Origin of the sequence: Streptomyces sp. NPDC048516 (assembly GCF_043199875.1) — a bacterium.
Classification (GTDB): Bacteria; Actinomycetota; Actinomycetes; order Streptomycetales; family Streptomycetaceae; genus Streptomyces.
The window spans coordinates 57,218-71,876 of sequence record NZ_JBICWS010000004.1 but is presented as its reverse complement, the minus strand read 5'-3'; the positions used below and the strand labels follow the sequence as shown (position 1 = coordinate 71,876).

18 protein-coding genes are annotated in these 14,659 nt (G+C 71.2%); all 18 read right to left on the bottom strand.

The genetic code is table 11. The features are described 5' to 3' along the window. Positions 1-2: 2 nt before the first annotated feature. The 18 genes from ACGFR7_RS09870 to ACGFR7_RS09785 all read right to left on the bottom strand — a co-directional run bounded on the left by ACGFR7_RS09870 (position 3) and on the right by ACGFR7_RS09785 (position 14,549). Complete coding sequence (locus ACGFR7_RS09870; RefSeq protein WP_393315571.1) at positions 3-2,423, bottom strand: phage tail tape measure protein; 2,421 nt, start codon at positions 2,421-2,423, stop codon at positions 3-5. 251 nt (positions 2,424-2,674) lie between these two features. Beyond that, on the bottom strand, positions 2,675-3,136 hold the full coding sequence (locus ACGFR7_RS09865) for a hypothetical protein (protein WP_393315568.1): 462 nt from the start codon (positions 3,134-3,136) through the stop codon (positions 2,675-2,677). Beyond that, positions 3,133-3,654 (bottom strand): phage tail tube protein, encoded by a 522-nt coding sequence (locus ACGFR7_RS09860; RefSeq protein ID WP_393315565.1) that lies wholly within the window; start codon positions 3,652-3,654, stop codon positions 3,133-3,135. The genes ACGFR7_RS09865 and ACGFR7_RS09860 overlap by 4 nt, the downstream gene beginning before the upstream one ends. Positions 3,655-3,665: 11 nt before the next feature. Beyond that, positions 3,666-4,088, bottom strand: a complete 423-nt coding sequence (locus ACGFR7_RS09855; RefSeq protein ID WP_393315562.1) for a minor capsid protein — start codon at positions 4,086-4,088, stop codon at positions 3,666-3,668. Further along, positions 4,081-4,440 (bottom strand): hypothetical protein, encoded by a 360-nt coding sequence (locus ACGFR7_RS09850; RefSeq protein WP_393315559.1) that lies wholly within the window; start codon positions 4,438-4,440, stop codon positions 4,081-4,083. Before ACGFR7_RS09850 ends, ACGFR7_RS09855 begins: the two co-directional genes overlap by 8 nt. Further along, positions 4,437-4,760 carry a hypothetical protein gene (locus tag ACGFR7_RS09845; protein ID WP_393315557.1) on the bottom strand — a complete coding sequence of 108 codons (324 nt, stop codon included), beginning with the start codon at positions 4,758-4,760 and terminating at the stop codon, positions 4,437-4,439. Before ACGFR7_RS09845 ends, ACGFR7_RS09850 begins: the two co-directional genes overlap by 4 nt. Continuing rightward, a complete protein-coding gene (locus ACGFR7_RS09840) occupies positions 4,754-5,152 on the bottom strand; it encodes a hypothetical protein (protein WP_393315554.1) in 399 nt (132 codons plus the stop codon). Before ACGFR7_RS09840 ends, ACGFR7_RS09845 begins: the two co-directional genes overlap by 7 nt. Positions 5,153-5,154: 2 nt before the next feature. Continuing rightward, positions 5,155-5,382: a hypothetical protein gene (locus ACGFR7_RS09835; protein WP_393315551.1), complete on the bottom strand. Its 228-nt coding sequence runs from the start codon at positions 5,380-5,382 to the stop codon at positions 5,155-5,157. Beyond that, complete coding sequence (locus ACGFR7_RS09830; protein WP_393315548.1) at positions 5,382-6,392, bottom strand: major capsid protein; 1,011 nt, start codon at positions 6,390-6,392, stop codon at positions 5,382-5,384. Before ACGFR7_RS09830 ends, ACGFR7_RS09835 begins: the two co-directional genes overlap by 1 nt. Before the next feature lie 17 nt (positions 6,393-6,409). Further along, positions 6,410-7,126, bottom strand: a complete 717-nt coding sequence (locus tag ACGFR7_RS09825; RefSeq protein WP_393315545.1) for a hypothetical protein — start codon at positions 7,124-7,126, stop codon at positions 6,410-6,412. Positions 7,127-7,205: 79 nt separating this feature from the next. Beyond that, positions 7,206-7,382 (bottom strand): Rmf/CrpP fold protein, encoded by a 177-nt coding sequence (locus tag ACGFR7_RS09820; RefSeq protein ID WP_393315542.1) that lies wholly within the window; start codon positions 7,380-7,382, stop codon positions 7,206-7,208. A gap of 9 nt (positions 7,383-7,391) precedes the next feature. After that, positions 7,392-9,635 (bottom strand): phage minor capsid protein, encoded by a 2,244-nt coding sequence (locus ACGFR7_RS09815; protein ID WP_393315539.1) that lies wholly within the window; start codon positions 9,633-9,635, stop codon positions 7,392-7,394. 16 nt (positions 9,636-9,651) lie between these two features. Continuing rightward, entirely contained in the window at positions 9,652-11,127 is a 1,476-nt protein-coding gene (locus ACGFR7_RS09810; protein WP_393315536.1) for a phage portal protein, read from the bottom strand. Beyond that, positions 11,114-11,545 carry an HNH endonuclease signature motif containing protein gene (locus ACGFR7_RS09805; protein WP_277413405.1) on the bottom strand — a complete coding sequence of 144 codons (432 nt, stop codon included), beginning with the start codon at positions 11,543-11,545 and terminating at the stop codon, positions 11,114-11,116. The genes ACGFR7_RS09810 and ACGFR7_RS09805 overlap by 14 nt, the downstream gene beginning before the upstream one ends. A gap of 64 nt (positions 11,546-11,609) precedes the next feature. After that, positions 11,610-12,842, bottom strand: coding sequence for a PBSX family phage terminase large subunit (locus tag ACGFR7_RS09800; protein WP_393315532.1), 1,233 nt, complete (start codon positions 12,840-12,842; stop codon positions 11,610-11,612). Continuing rightward, positions 12,842-13,288 (bottom strand): hypothetical protein, encoded by a 447-nt coding sequence (locus tag ACGFR7_RS09795; RefSeq protein WP_393315529.1) that lies wholly within the window; start codon positions 13,286-13,288, stop codon positions 12,842-12,844. Before ACGFR7_RS09795 ends, ACGFR7_RS09800 begins: the two co-directional genes overlap by 1 nt. 113 nt (positions 13,289-13,401) lie before the next feature. Further along, positions 13,402-14,208 carry a hypothetical protein gene (locus ACGFR7_RS09790; protein WP_393315526.1) on the bottom strand — a complete coding sequence of 269 codons (807 nt, stop codon included), beginning with the start codon at positions 14,206-14,208 and terminating at the stop codon, positions 13,402-13,404. Continuing rightward, positions 14,205-14,549 carry a hypothetical protein gene (locus ACGFR7_RS09785; RefSeq protein WP_393315523.1) on the bottom strand — a complete coding sequence of 115 codons (345 nt, stop codon included), beginning with the start codon at positions 14,547-14,549 and terminating at the stop codon, positions 14,205-14,207. Before ACGFR7_RS09785 ends, ACGFR7_RS09790 begins: the two co-directional genes overlap by 4 nt. Between the last annotated feature and the right edge of the window lie 110 nt (positions 14,550-14,659).

The window sequence follows — 14,659 nt, the reverse complement described above, 5'->3', positions numbered from 1 at the left end:
CGTCACCCCCTTGCCTTCATGCGCCACTGCAAGGCGGCGGCGTTCTCTTCGGGGGATTGGTCGCCGCCGTGCCAGTGCTCGATGTGCACGGACGGGCCGGCGCCCGCGGCCGAGCCGAACGGGCCGGCCGCGCCGTATCCGGCGCCCGCCGACAGGGCGCCGACGGTGGGCAGGCTCGGGGAGGGCACGAGCGTGCGCATGGTGCGCGCGACGGCGCCCTGCCCTGCGCGGATGCCCTTGACGACGCCGGCAGGAATCCAACGGCCAACATCCCTTGCCATCACGCGACTTGGGCTGTTAATGCCCAACGCCTTTGCGATAGGGCCAGGAATGAGATTTTTCGCCCACGAGATCAGCGTCGAGCGCAGCCAACTGCCCATGGATTTAATGCCGTTCCACAAGCCGCGGACGACGTCGGTTCCCTTGTCGTACAGGAGCCGGCCGAGATTTCCGACCGCGGAACCGATCCGGCCCGGTAGTCCGCGCACCCAATTGACGAGTTCGGTTGCCTTGCGAACCGAGCCGTCCTTGATGGACTGCCAATGCTTGATGATCAGGCCCGGCAAAGTCCAGTTAAGAAAGAAGCTAATCAGCTTCTGCGGGAGTCCCTTGACCCAATCGACGATGGCGTTCCAGACGCGCACCGTTCCGGATTTGATGGAATCCCAGTGCTTGATTATGAGGCCAACCAAGGTGAAGTTGAGAAAAAACTCGACGAGCTTGTTTCCAACCCACTTGATCTTTTCCCAAATCCAGTTCCAGACGGCGAGCGTCGCGTTCTTGATCGTGTCCCAGTTGGCGACGATCAGCGCGACGAGGCCGATTACCGCGGCGATGATCAGCGCCACGGGGCCCATGGCGATCAGCCATGCCGCGGCCATGCGCGCCGCCTGTAGTAGCGACTGCGTGCCCATGAGGACCCACGCGCCGACCACGCGCAGCGCGGTTCCGGCCGCGGCGGCGCCCTGCGCGATCCAGCCGGCGACGATCAGAGCGTTCGTGGCGACGAACTTCGCCGCCGCGGTGATGCCGGCCGCCCCTTGGGTGATCCAGCCGGCGACAACCTGCCCCGTGGTGATGGTGGCGCGGGTGCCGAGCTGTATCAGCGCGGGCAGCATGACCAGCGTGATAAGGCCGGCGACCACGCTAAAGGCCGTGCCGTGCTGCTCGACGAAACCGGCGGCCGTCGCAATGCCGGCGCCGAAGTCGACGAGGTACCCGCCCGCGGTGGTGAGTACGGGCAGGACCTGATTCCCGAGGACCTCGACGAACCCCTGTTGCAGGGAGCGCGTGAACTGCGTGACCTTGGTCGAGGCGTTGTCGCGCATCGTGTCGCCGGCGCGCTTGGCGGCGCCGTCGACCTTGCCGAGCGAGGCAACAGCCTTGCTCGGGTCAATCGCCATGAGGGCCTTGGACAGGTCCTCGCTCTGCGTCCCGAGCAGTTGCTGCGAGAGGCGGAAACGCTCGGTCGGGTCCTTTACCGCGCGCAGTCGGTCGGTGATGGTGTCGAGTGCTGCCTGCGCTTTCGGTCCGCCCGAGGCGAACGCGCTCGCCATTTGGTCGGCGTTCAGCCCAAGAGCTTTCAATCCGTCGGCGGCCGAGCCGTCCTTGACGCGGATGTTCAGCTCTTTCATTGCGTCCGCGACGATGTCCGCATCGCGGGCGCCGGCCTGCAAGCCTTGGTGCATGATGCCCAAGGCTTCCTTGCCGTTTATGCCGAGGTCTCGGAACTGAGTTCCGTACTCGTTGTAGGTGTCGAGCAGGTCCTCGGCTTTATTGATTCCGAGCTGCGTTCCTCGGGTGAGAATGTCGAATGCCTCGTCGGCATTCTTTGCCATTCCTGTTTTGAGCATCTGGCCGACCGCGACGCTTGTCGGGCCGACTTCCTCGCCCATGATCTGCGCGACCTGCGAGAGGCGCCCGCCGACCTTTTCGAGCTCTTTCTGCGTGGCGTCCGCGGGTACGAGACCCTGCTGCCACAGGGACTTGAGAGCCTCGTTCGCGTCGGCGACCGAGTCTGTGTACCCCTGGCTGTAGAGGGAGCCGGCGGCCTTGCCGAGCCGCTTCGCCTGCGCGGGGTCGGCGCCGAGCTGCGCGGCAAGCAGCGAGTTGTCTTTCTGCTGCTGCATGGCCTCGCCGACGCCGGCGAGGACCGCGGCGCCGACGCTCGCGCCGACCGCGGCCCAACCGAACGCGCCGAGCTTGTCGCGCAGCCGTCCGCCGGCTTCCTGCGCGCCGTCCTCGGCGCCGTCGGCGACTCCTTCGCCGAGCCGCTGTCCGGCGGCGTCGCCGGCGCGGGCGGCCTCGGCGGTGATGTTCTCGGCTGCGGCGACGACGCGCTGCTCGGCCCGGGCGAGGCCGGAAGCGGCGGGGGCGTCGTCGACATCGATCGTCGCGAGCAGCTCGGCGACGGTGAGCGCCACCGGATCACCTCCTATCGGGGGTCATCCGGCGCGAGCGCCGGTCGTTCAGCCGGCCGGCAGGCCGGTGATTGCTGCGATTTCCGCGGGGTCGTCGACCTCGCGCGGGGTGCGTGTCCAGGCGCGGGCGAACCGCGCCTCGCCGGGCAGTCCTGCAACAAGGGCGAGGAATCGGCGAGTTGAGAGGGCGGCGACCTGCTCGGCGCCGAGGTGGTACTCGCGGGCGAGGTCAGACTCGACGGCGCCCCAGTGGGTCAGGACCGCGCGCCAGAACGCGCCTTGCCCTTCCCCTTCTTCTTCGTGCCGGCCCGACGCTGCGCCCGATTCGCCGGCGATGCTTTTCCCGCCTTGGTGGCGTCTTGCTCGTCGTGCAGCTCGGCGGCGCGCTGCATGGACAGAGAGCCGGGCGTGCGGATGTTGGCGGCCGAGTAGATAAGGACGATGGCGAGCTGCCGGTCGGTCATGCCGCGCTCGGCCCACGTGTCGAGGGCACCCTCGCCGAACAGCGTCGCAAGCATCCGGCGCACGTCGTCAGGGTCCGAGCTGTCCTGTACGCGCTCCATCTGGAGCGTGAACAGTAGCGGTAGGGAGTCGGGCAGCACGTACTCGCGCTCGTAGAGGGTGAGCGCGGCCCGGGGCCGGCCGGGGGTCTGCTCGGCGAAGAACGCGTCAAAGTCGGCGGTCTCGACGAGCGGCTGCTCGGGGGACTCGCTCACGCGTCACCGCCCGACTTGCCTACGGTCTTGGCGGCGAGCGTCTGTCCGCCGGCAACGGGCGCGGTGGTCGGCTTGCCCGAGCGGGTGATCGTGGCGGACCACGACGTTTTGTCGTTGGTCTCGCCGCCCTGCTCGCCCGGGGTCATCGTGGAATCCCAAACGACCCATGTCGTCTGCGACTTGTGGCGCCACCGGACCTTGTTGTTCGAGTCGATGCCGAGCCGGTAGGCCCATACCTTGTCGACGTACGCCTGTCCGGCGTCCTGCGCCTTGGTGGTCGGGTCGATACGGTACAGACCCTCGATTTCGAGGGTGGCGCCGCGCTGCATGACGTCCTGCTCGTAATAGCCGTCGCTGTCGAACGCGGTCGTCTCGGCTGTCTCTTCGTTCTCGCCCGGGTTGTGGGTGAACGAGGTCAGGCCGGCGATGGGCAGCCATGTCTCGGTGCCGGTCACGGTGGCGTCGAGGACCTCGAACAGCCAACCGCGGGCGTCAATGGGCCGACTGTTCGCGGCCATGGGTGCACCTCCTAGTCGGGGCGGTGTGGGGTGGGGTTGGCCACGTCGAGGCGGACGTTCACCGTGTGCTCGTGCCGGCCCGAGGCGTCGGTGCCGATCGGGGCGGGGGTCTGCTGCGCGACGGCGAGTACAAGCCATGTGCCATCGGGCAGTTCGAGGCCAGCGAGCCCGTGCAGGGCGCCGTACAGGGCCTCGGCGCGGCGGCGGGAAACCCGAGGGTCGGCCGTTCCGCGTACGCGCACCTGTAGCGAGCGGACGTCGTAGCCGTTGCGCGAGTCTTGCTCGGCGGCCCCGTACAGCCACAGCCCTACGGCCTCGGCCGGCTCGGGCGGCAGGGTCTCGATGAACGTGTCGCCGGCGGTGCCGGTCGGGTCGTAGACGAGCAGGTGCTGCTCGTCGAGGTATCGGGCGACGCCGTCGAGTAGGTCAGCCACGCAGCGTCCGCCGAACCTGCGCGGCGATCAGTTCGCCGATCGCATCGGCCTCGCGGTTGGCGGGGTCTTCAAGGAACTTGGCCTTACGCCCGGGGCTGTGTCGGGCGGACATGTCCTCGTGCACGCGCGCGGCGTACGGGGTGTCGTAGGTGACGCCGGCGACGAGGTTCGCCGCGTCCACGCTGGTGGCGCCGCTCCGTTCGAGGGTGCCCTCGGCGATCGGTACCTCTTTGCGGGACTCGGTGAGCAGGTGCTCGGCGCCGAGCAGCAGTCCACGCAGCGCGCCTTGCCGGGCGCGGCCGAGGACCTGCTCGCCGTTCCAGCGGACGCGGGCCCGGGCGGCGCGGCTCATTCGGTCGTCACCTCCGTACAGGCGGGGACCGGTAGGCCCGGGGCGGTGTGGCGGGCGACGGTCGTCGCGGTCGCGGTGCGTCCGTCGGGCAGGGTGATGCGCGAGCCGAGCGGGCAGTCGAGATCGGGGGCGGCGATGAACGTCGCCGCCGCGGTGAACTCCCGCCCGTCCGGCGCCCGGGCCATGCGCGGTGAGGGGTCGACGAGCGCGGGCACGGCCTCGACTGCGGGCCCGTAGGTGGGCCCGTACGCGGTATCGGCGAGGTACGGCTCGATGCGGACGCGGTGGCGCAGCAGGACCTCGGGGACGCGGGTCACCATGCGATCACCCGCCCCGGGGTGAGGCCGGCGCGGCGCAGTGCGCGGTCGGCGCGCGGGGCGAGGTCGACGCCGGACGTCGTCGCGGTGGCCGTGCTGCGTCCAGACAGGGAAACGGGGCCGATGCTGACCGAGTTCCACTGTCCGCCGGCGCCCGTTCCGTCGTCGCCGGCGGCGAGTTGGTACTCGACCTGTGCACAGGTGGCGTCGCTGAGTGCGGCGCGCACGTCCGGGTCGGTCGGGTCGCCGTCCTCGTCGACGGCGTACACAGCGGTGAGCAGCGCTGAGTCGATGTCCTCGCCGGCCCGGGCGAGCAGCCGCTCTGCGTCTGCGGGGGCCGGTTGCCCGGTCCATGCGGTGAGGGCTTCGGGGGTCGCGTAGGGCTGGCGGGCCACGATCACCCCCTCTTGCTGCGGGCAGCAGAACGGCCCGCCGACTTGTTGTCGGTCGGGCCGTCCGAGGCGCCCTCGTCGAGTGGCTCGACGAGGTAGCCGGCGCCTTGGCAGTAGCTGATGATCGCCCGGTCGCTGGTGATGGCGGTCCCGTCGGTGAACGCCAGTCCGCCCGGGCCTTCCCCGGTGAAGTCCTCGACGGGGGCAGTGATCCGTACGGCGCGCATGGGCATCACGCGCTCTTGATGTTGCGGAACACGGCGGCGGACTTGGTGGCCTTGAGGACCGGAGCAACCGGGCCCATCTCGACCTCGCCGACCTTGACGGCGCCCGAGCGGTCGAACTCCGGGAGCCAGGTGTTCACGAGCGGCGAGCCGCCCCCGACCGAGGCGCCGTGGAATCCGTCGAGCCCGTACCGGACGGCGTAGAGGTCGCCGAGGCCGGTCACGTTGCCCCCCGTAGCGGCGCCGTCGGGGTCGCGCGTGACGAGGCCGATCACGTCCGTGTTGCTGCCGGCCTTGGTCTTAAGGTCGACGAGCGGGATTCCGTTGTACGCGGTGACCGGTCGGCCGAACGCGTCGGTCGTACGGTCGAGCTGCTCGCACCATGCAGCGATGCGCTTGAACAGCGCGAGCGTCTTGCGGTTGCCGTAGATGACGTTCGGGGCGTCATCCATGGCGGCGAGCCAGTTGTCGATGTGGGTCTGCGCGGCGAGGGCCGCGGCCTTGTCGTTGATCGCCGTCCAGTCGACGAACCCCGCGGCGACGCCGTTGTTCAGCGGCAGGTACTCGGTCGAGCTGCCAGTGAGGATCTTCGACAGGCCGTCGAACCCGTTCGTCTCGACCGCCTTATCGCCGTTGATCACGGCATCGGCGAACTTGGCGCGGCTCGCCTTGATGAGCTGCTGCATGTTCAGCGTCACGGCGCCCGAGGCGGCCGGCCCGATACGGGCGATGACGCGGTCGACGGAGAAGCTACCGCCGAGCGGGACGAGGTCGACGGTGTACCGCTGCGTCTGGACCTCGGCGGGGGTGTACTCGGTGTTCAGCGCGCGGAAGTCGGCCGAGCGCTGCGAGATCAGGCGGCGGTACCCATAGGTGAGGGTGTCGCCGCCGGTGGGGCTCACGACGTTGTCGAACGTGAGGCGGTCGAGGATGTCCGAGGACTTGCGGAACTCGTCGATCACCTGCACGTCGACGTCGTCCTGCGCGTTGTTGCGCGCCTCGGCGAGAGAGGTAGGCAAAGCGTTTCTCCTGGGGGTTAGGCGCCGCTCAAGCGGGCGGCGACGGCGTCGTGCAGCGAGGCGGCGCGGCGCTCGCCCGAGGGGGCGCCGTTGAACTCGGCGCCGCCGCGCGGCGGGCCGTTCGGGGCGGTGCGGTACAGGTCGGGGTCGGCGTCTACGGCGCTCTTGATGGCGGCGGTGAGCTGCTCGCCGAACGTGGCGTCGGCCGGGTCGAGGGCGGCCACGGCAGAGACGAATGCGCGGCTGTTCAGCAGTCGGTCGGCGCGCGCTCCGAGCTCGCCGGCGGCCTTGTAGGCGGCGAGCTCGACGCGTGCCGTGCGTAGTTCCGTGGCCGATTCGGCGAGCTGCTTGTCGCGGTCGGCGACCGCGGCGGCGAGCTTGGTCGGGTCCTGCTCGCCCTCGGCGTCGGGGTTGAGTGCCTTGTTCACGGCGTCGAGCGCGGCGCGCAGCTCGTCGCGTTCGGTGGCGGCCTGCTCGGCGCGGGTTGTGGCCTCGGCGAGCTGCTGCGCGGCGGCCGGGTCCGGGGCCGGCGGGGTGCCCGGGTCGGTGTTCGGGGCGGGGGACGGGTCGCCCGCCGGTGGGGTGTTCGGGTCGCCGGCCGGGGCCGGGTCGCCGCCCTCGCCCGAGCCGCCCTTGATGGGCCAGATCGGGCGTCCGTCGCGGCGGATGCCGAGGGCGAGCTCGCCGGTTCGCGGGTGGGTCGGCAGGGTCTCGTCGGGGGAGTGCTCGGGCATACGGGCGTGCCTCCGGGATGGTGCGGAAAGGGGAAGGGCCCACCGATGGCGGGCCCGATGGGAGAGGAAGGAGAGCGGTCTACTCGCTGCCGGTGTCCGCGGCGGCGGGGAGCGCTCGGGCCTTGGCGTAGCCGCGCACCCATGCCGAGCGGCGCAGATCGCCGCGGGGGTACGGGCACGCACTCACGGGGGAAGCGGCGCGGCCGGCGTCGATGCCGGCGCGCAGTGCGCGAACGAGGTCGCCTCGATGTCCCACAGCCACCCCCTAGAGCCGGTTGTTCTGGGTGTTGCGAGAGGCGCGGGCGGTCTCGGCGGCGGCGCTGCGCTGCCCGGTGACCATTTCCTCGTACTCCACGAACGTCATGCGCGGGTTGTCGGCCCAATACCTCTTGAGCTCCTCCGAGGCGCGGGCGTAGGCGACGTGCGCGGGGCCGCTGAACAGCGTTCCCGGGTCGACGCCGGCGGCCCGGGCCTCGCGGGAGAGGAGATAGCCGTTGGTCGCGTCCTCGGCGTCCATGTACTGCGCCCATGTGTGTTCGCGGTACATGTCGCGGAGCTGCTCGCGTGTGTAGGCGGTGCGCTGCTGCATGTCGGCGTACTCGCGCTCGGCGATCCATCGCTCGGTGCTGGACATGCCGGCGTACCAGTCGACGGCAAGGCCGTTCCACGCGTCCGGCGGGGCGGCCGGTTCGAGGGCCTCGTCGACGGCGGCGCGGTCGGCGAGCTGTCCCTCGACGGTGTGCGCGCCGGCTGCTTCCGGCATCGGGGCGGGCGGGTACCGGGCGTCGAGCTCGTCGGCGATGCGCGCCGCATCCTCGGGGGATGCGTAGCGCACGGCCCACCCGAGCACGTCGTCGCCGACGCCGGACAGATCGCGGGCGAGGCGACCGCCGGGGAACACCTCGGCGAGCAGTCGCCGGCGGTGGATCTCCGCGCCGATCGCCGGCCGGTCGTCCTCGACGTGCCGAGCGCGGGCGGCGAGGTCCTGCTCGGACATGCCGACGAGGTCGCGTCGTGCCCCGGGCAGGGCGGCGTCGAGGTCGCGCCGGTCGGCCTCGGCCATGACGCGCAGCATGTCGTCGTCGCCGAGGTGAGTAGAGACGCGGGCGAGCTCGTCATCGCTGAACTCGGAGAGGTTGTCGACGAGCCGGCCGTTCGGCCGGATGCGGTCGAGCAGGGCCTGCTCGTCGCGCCGGTCGCCCTCGCCGCGGATGCGGTCGAGGTCGCGCTCGTCGAGCACGCCGGGCCGGATCGCGACGCCGAGCTGCTCGTCGGTCATCTCGGGCAGCGTGCGCTCGTCTCCCGAGCGGACGCGCGCGGCCTCGAACGGGTCCGACCCCGGGCCACCCGGCGTACCGGGGCGGCCCGCGGTACCGCTCGTTGGGGGGAGGTTGCTTGCGCCGGGCTGCTCGCGCTCGCGCCGGCGGATGAGCTCGGGGTGTTGGCGCAGGTGCTCGCGCTGCTTGGCCTGCCACTGGCGCACCTTGGCCTCGGCGGACCGTTTGGCCTCGGGTGTCACGGCCGAGGCGGCGCGGTTCTTCCACTTGCGTATGCCGCGCTCGATGGCGCGCTGCTTCTGTGTGGCCTCGTATCCGTCGGGGTCCTCGGACGCCTCGACCGGTGCGCGGGTCACCCCGGGCAGGTACGCAGACAGGCTGTGCCGGCAATTGGGGTGCTGGAATCCGTGCTGCCGCGCTTCGTCGACGCTGCCAGCGATGTGCACGCGCACGGTGCGGTCGTCCTCGGTGGCGTGCTCGGTCTCGATGGTGTGGGCGCCGCCCGGGCCGTCGAGCGAGAGCACCTTGCCCTCGTAGGGGGCGCAGATGGGGCACTCGTGCGGGGCGTTGCTGACGATGACGAGGTCGAGGCCGGCGGCGCGCAGCTTGTCGCCGTGCGCCTCGACCGCGGCGCGGCCGGTCGCCGTGCGTACGGCCATCTCGGCATAGCTCGTCATCTGCCACGCGCGCCCGCCCCGGTCGACGAACGTGCGCAGTCCGCGGTCGGCGAACCGTTCCATTGCCCGCTGTGTCGCTTGCCGGCGGGTGTCGATGCCGAGCAGTGGCGTTGCCGCAACCTCGGCGATCACTTGCCGGTATCCGTCCTCGACACCGCGGAGGATGCCGCGGTGCGTGGCGGTGACGAGGTCGACGGTTTCCTGCGCGAGGCGGTCAACGGCGCGGGTGTTGGGTGTGGTGTCGGCGATGCGGCGCAGATCGTTGTCGTGCAGTGCGCCGAGCTCGGCCAGTCCGGCGCGGGCCCCGGTGTTGTACGCCTCGGCGACGACGTCGAATACGTCGAGTTGCATCGCTGAGCCGAGGGCGTCGACGACTCCCTGCGCGCCGCGGCGCAGGGCCTGTATGTCGCGCAGCTTGTTGGTTGCCCACCCCGGGGCCTCGAACCCGTCGGCGAGCTGCCGCGCCACGATGCCGAGCAGCCGCTGCTCGGCGTCCGCGTACAGATCACGGACGCCGGCCGAGAGGTCCTCGACCATTCCGGGGTGGATCGGCACGGCGCCCCCTCGTGAATCAGTCGAGGGCGCCGGCCTGCATCGGGTCGGGCACTGCTGCGCCGGTCTCGGTCAAGATGCGGTCGACCTCGGCCTGCACGGCGGTGTCGTCCCAATCGGGGTGCAGCGCGCGCACCTTCGTGTCGGTGCTCACGGCCTGTGCCTGCTGGAGAAGCGACAGGGTCTGTGCGACCGATTGCGGGTCCTCGCTCACGCCGTCGCCGAAGGTGACGCGCGGCCGGTCGACGACAAGGCCCGGGGTGAACAGCGCCCGGTCGAGTCGCAGCATGACGAGCAGGATGTGCGCGAGGGCCGGGCGCCAGTAACGCGACTTCTTGTCACGCGTGATCATCGAGCGGCGCTCGCGGGCGGTGACCTCGGTTGCGGTGACGGCGGCGCCCTGGTCGCCGAGTCCGAAGCTCTGCGCGGAGTAGCCGGCGGAGCGTACGGCCTGCTGCACGAGCGAGTCGGCGGTCGACTGGTGCTCGGCGACCCTGATCGCGAACTGCGACAGGGTGATTCCTCCGCCCTCGGTGGGCGGGATGTTCAGGCCCTGCCAGATTTCGCGGTCGTCGTCGAACGAGGCGCCCCTGCCCGGTCCGTGATCGCGTAGGTATCCGTCGGGGATGATCAGCCGCGCCCTGCCGAGCCTGATGTCGCGCAGCCATGACGACCATGTCTCGTCGAGTGCGTCCATGAGGTCATGCAGGGGCGCGGCGTAGTCCGAGCGTCCGAACGGGCTCCCGCGGTGGCGGCGGTTGGGTCGGATGTTGGGGACGTACGCCGCGGTGAGCTCGGGTATGCCGGTCTCGATCGCGTCGCCCTCGGGGCCGAGGGAACCAGCGAGGCCGGCGACCTCGGGGTGCTCGGTGAGCGGCACGCGCCGGCCGAGGCGGTCGACGGTCCCCTCGTACAGTCCGTGCAGGATGCGCCCGGGCTCGTGGTGTTCGAGGTGGCGCCATACGGTCGAGCCGTCCGAGGCGAGCTCGCGCCAGAACGTGACGTCGGTCAACTGCCCCCAGCGAAAGCGCGGTACGGCGGCGTCGGCGTGCACGACGGTGAGCAGGGGGCGGGGTGCAAGCGAGGTATCCCACGTGATCCGCAGGAAGACGCCGCCGAGTGCGGCGGCGACCTCGGCCGCTTCGAGCAGGGTGTTCTCGATGCCGCCGGCCTCGACGAGCTCGGCGAGGCGGTCCTGCGCGCCGGTGTCGGGCACGGTGAAGGTGGGCGGTTCGGAGAATAGGAGATCGGCGCTCGTGGTGGCGATGTCGCCGGCGAGCGGGATGTGCACGCGGGTGTCGCGCTTGCCGGGCTGCGGGTGGCGGTGGCGGGACCACAGGCGGCGCCGGCCGTCCTCGCGTCGCTGCTGGTGCTGGTAGACCTCGGCGAGCTTCTTTCGGTCGCCGGAGTACCAAGCATCGTCGACGTGCAGCTCGCGGTATAGCGGGGCGAGCTGCGGCGGCGGCCACGGGGCGTTGCTGTCAGGCAGCGGCACAGGTCACCCCCTGTCTGCTGCGGGCGCGGCTGCGCGCGTTTGCTCGGCACCTGCGGCACTTCCGGGTGCCGTTGGTGGCCCGGTAGGTGTTGGCGTGGTCGAACCGGTGGCCTCGGATGCACGCGACCTGACGGGCGCGAGCGGCGGCGTGCGATTCACCGCGCAGTACGTTGACGCGCTGCGTCACGGCGTCGAGGTGGTCGGGGTTCACGCATCCGCGGTTGCGGCACAGATGGTCGATGACGAGGCCGGCGGGGATGGGGGCGACGAACGCCTCGTACGCGACGCGGTGCGCGTACTGCCGCTCGCCGTCGACGCTGATGCGGGCGTATCCGTTCGGCATGAGGTAGCCGGTCCACTGCCAGCAACCGCCCGGGCCGGCCTCGGTGCTCGCGAGGAATCTGTCGGACCAGTGCACGGGCGCCCCCTCACATGACGAGGCCCCGAGGCCAACAGGCGGCGGCGGGGCGGTAGTTGGGGAGCTATGCGCTTTGGGCGAGCAGTCCTCGCCACTCGTGCGCGGTCGAATGGATCACGTAGCGCAGCGCGTCGACCGAGTGATCGTTCTTCTTTACGGGCTTGTCCTCACCGCGGGCGGCGGCCTCTTCGGACCACACGTAATTGGGGATCTCGGAGAGCAGACCGACGCACGAGCGATGGATGCGCAGCAGCCCAGAGTCGAGGGCGACCGAGACGCTACGGATACCGTCGATCACCTCGTTCACGGCGCGTGTCACGCCCGGGTGTCCGTCGGCCCAAAGCTGTGTGGAGTAGCTCGCCGCGCTCGGGTCGATGAACGTCCACTCGGGGACGACGTCGAGCTCGTCGAGCCACCCGCGCACGGCACGGCTGTACTCGGCGTCGGTCATCTGCCGATGGGCCGCGCGGGAGTCGTGGCGCCACTCGTTCACTGCGTACAGGCGGCCGTCGTCGCCGAGGCCGAGCAGGATCGCCGAGAACGGGTTGCTCGTGCCGTAGTCGACGCCGAGCCAGTAGCGGCGCATCGCCGGTAGCTCGTCGACGACGTGCCGCTGCTCGTCGTACGCGTCGTAGATCGCGCCCTCGGCGACAACCCACTCGCCCAGGATCATGCGCCGGCGCCACAGGCCGGTGAACTCTGCGGCGAGGGCGGCGACGTACGCCTCGGAAAGGCTCGGGTTGTCCGCGAGCTGAAAGTGAAACTCGGCGAGGTCGAGCTCGTCGGCTCGGTCGAGGTAGTCGGTCCGCAGCCAATGCCGGGGCGAGTCGGGGTTCGTGGTGCCGATCAGTTTCGCCCCGGGCACAGACAGGCGGGCGAGCAACTGACGGAAGAACGCCGCGGGCAGCAGCGTGACCTCGTCGGCGTAGGCGAGGGCGGCCGTCATGCCGCGCAGTCGGCCCTCGGCTCGTGCGTCTGCTGCTCCGACGAGGTGAACAACGCGCCCGAGGATCACGGCGGTTGTGGCGCCGCGGGTGTGGCGTACCTCGGCGGCGAGGTCGCCGAACAGGGTCGGGTCTTGCAGGACGTCGAGGCAGTTGCGTTCGATCGTTTGCAGGCTGCGCCCGACGATGACGATTAGGCCCGAGGCCGGCGCCCTGCGGACCATGAGCAGGAAGCAGACAAGGCTCGCGATCGTCTTTCCCGACCGCACGCTGCCGTGCCAGATGTTGATACGGGCCGTGGCGCCGCGGATGGATGCGAGCTGCTTGTCGGACAGGGGGAGAGGCGCGGCCATCACACCCCCTGTCCGTCACCCCCGGTCGGTCCGAGTAGGACGTCGGCGAGGCGGTCGAGCATCGCGCCGCCGCTGCTCCCGGTGCCGGTCTGGCGGGCGAGCTCGGCGACTCGGGCGTGTACCTCGGTGAGGGCGCGGGCGGCGGTGGCGTGGTCGCGGGCATCGCGTGCGGACTCGGCGCCGGTGGTCTTGACGACTTGGCCGAGGGCGCCGTCGAGGGCCTCGTCGGCGAGCTGCTCGCGCCGTGCGGCGGCGTCTGCTCGTCGTGCCTCGGTGGCTGCTGCGACGCGAGCGCCACCGGAGAACGTGAGTCCCTCGGTGCGGGCGATCTTGCTCACTGTGGCGGCGCTGCGCCCGATCGTCCTCGCGATGTGGTTACGCGACTTGCCCTCGGCGTGCAGGCGGCGCACGGCCTTGCGGTCGCGGGCGGTGATCGGCTCGGCCATGCGCTCACCTCCCGGCGGACATGCGTCCGCCCCGCCACGGGGGGGATGTGGCGGGGCGGACGAGTGAGGGGGCCGAAGTTTCCGGGCACGCCGGAGGCGCCCCCAACATTAGGTCACGAACCGATAACGGCGCAAGCCTGTTCGGATGCTTGCTCGGCGGCGGCGAGCGCGCCGACGAGGGCGACGAGATCGCCCCACCCCCACACGCGCCGCCCGCGGTCGTCGAGCGGCACGGGCGCCGTGCAGTCCTCGCCGGTCGAGCAGGTCACCCTCGGCGCCTCGTCCGGGTCGGTGTGCAGGGTGAGCTCGCCGCCGCACCACGGGCACGGCCGGTCGGGCACGGGCGTGGTGCGCTGGTCGAGGCCGAGAGTTCGCAGCAGCCGGTCCTCGGCGACGCGCGCGGTACGCCGTGCCTCGTGCAGCAGATGCGGGGGCAGAGGGGCGAACGGCGGTGCGGCGAGGGCGCCGTCGAGCTGCTGCTCGGGCTCGGTGTCCTCGTCGAGCACGCGCCCCTCGACCCACACGCACGCGAAGTGCAGGCCATGCGCACGCGAGCCGGCCGCGCCCCGTGCGTCTGCTGCGCCCGGGTGTTGGTAGTCCCATCGGCGCGGGTCGCCGTGGCTCGCGTGCTGGACAGCGGCGGCGAGGGTGTCGGCGAGGGCGAACACCTGCCGCTCGATGGCGAGGCCGGCGTCGAGCGCGTCGAGGTTGGCCGGTGCGGGGTGCTCGCGCAGCACGAGCGGCGCCCGGTCCTCGACGACGAGCTGCTCGTCGTCGACGGCCCGCATCGTGTGCGCGAGCTGCCGCGGGGGCCAGACGTCCGCGGGCGGGGTCTCGATGGCGAGCAGCAGCGCGGCCCACTGCTCGCGGATGGAACGCAGGGCGGCGACGGTCTCGTGTACGGCGGTGGCGTAGTTCATCGGCGCCCCTCCTCGGCGGCGTGCGGGCGCAGGGCCTCGGCCTCGGCGGCGTACCGGTCGCGCTCGGCCTCGGTCTCGGCGATGCACTGCTCGGCGGCCTCGATCCGGCTGTGCAGGCGCATCGCTGCTGCCTGCTGTCCGCCGGCGCTACGGCGGTGCTTGTCGCACTCGGTGATCTCGGCCTCGACGTCGCTGCGCAGTAGGGCGGATTCCTCGGGAGTGAGAACGCCCCGGTCGGCACGGGCGAGCAGCACGCGCAGACGAGAGCGGCGGGCGTCGCGCTCGACCTCGCGCTGCTCGCGGCGGCCTCGACGGGAATCGGTGCGGGTACGGGTGTTCATCGTGCTTCCCCCTCGTTCAGTGCGGTGCAGGTGGTGCAGTGCGGCGGGCAGGCGCCGCGGGTATCAGCCGGGTGTCGTCGCAACGGCCCGGGGTCTCGTCGACAGGCGAG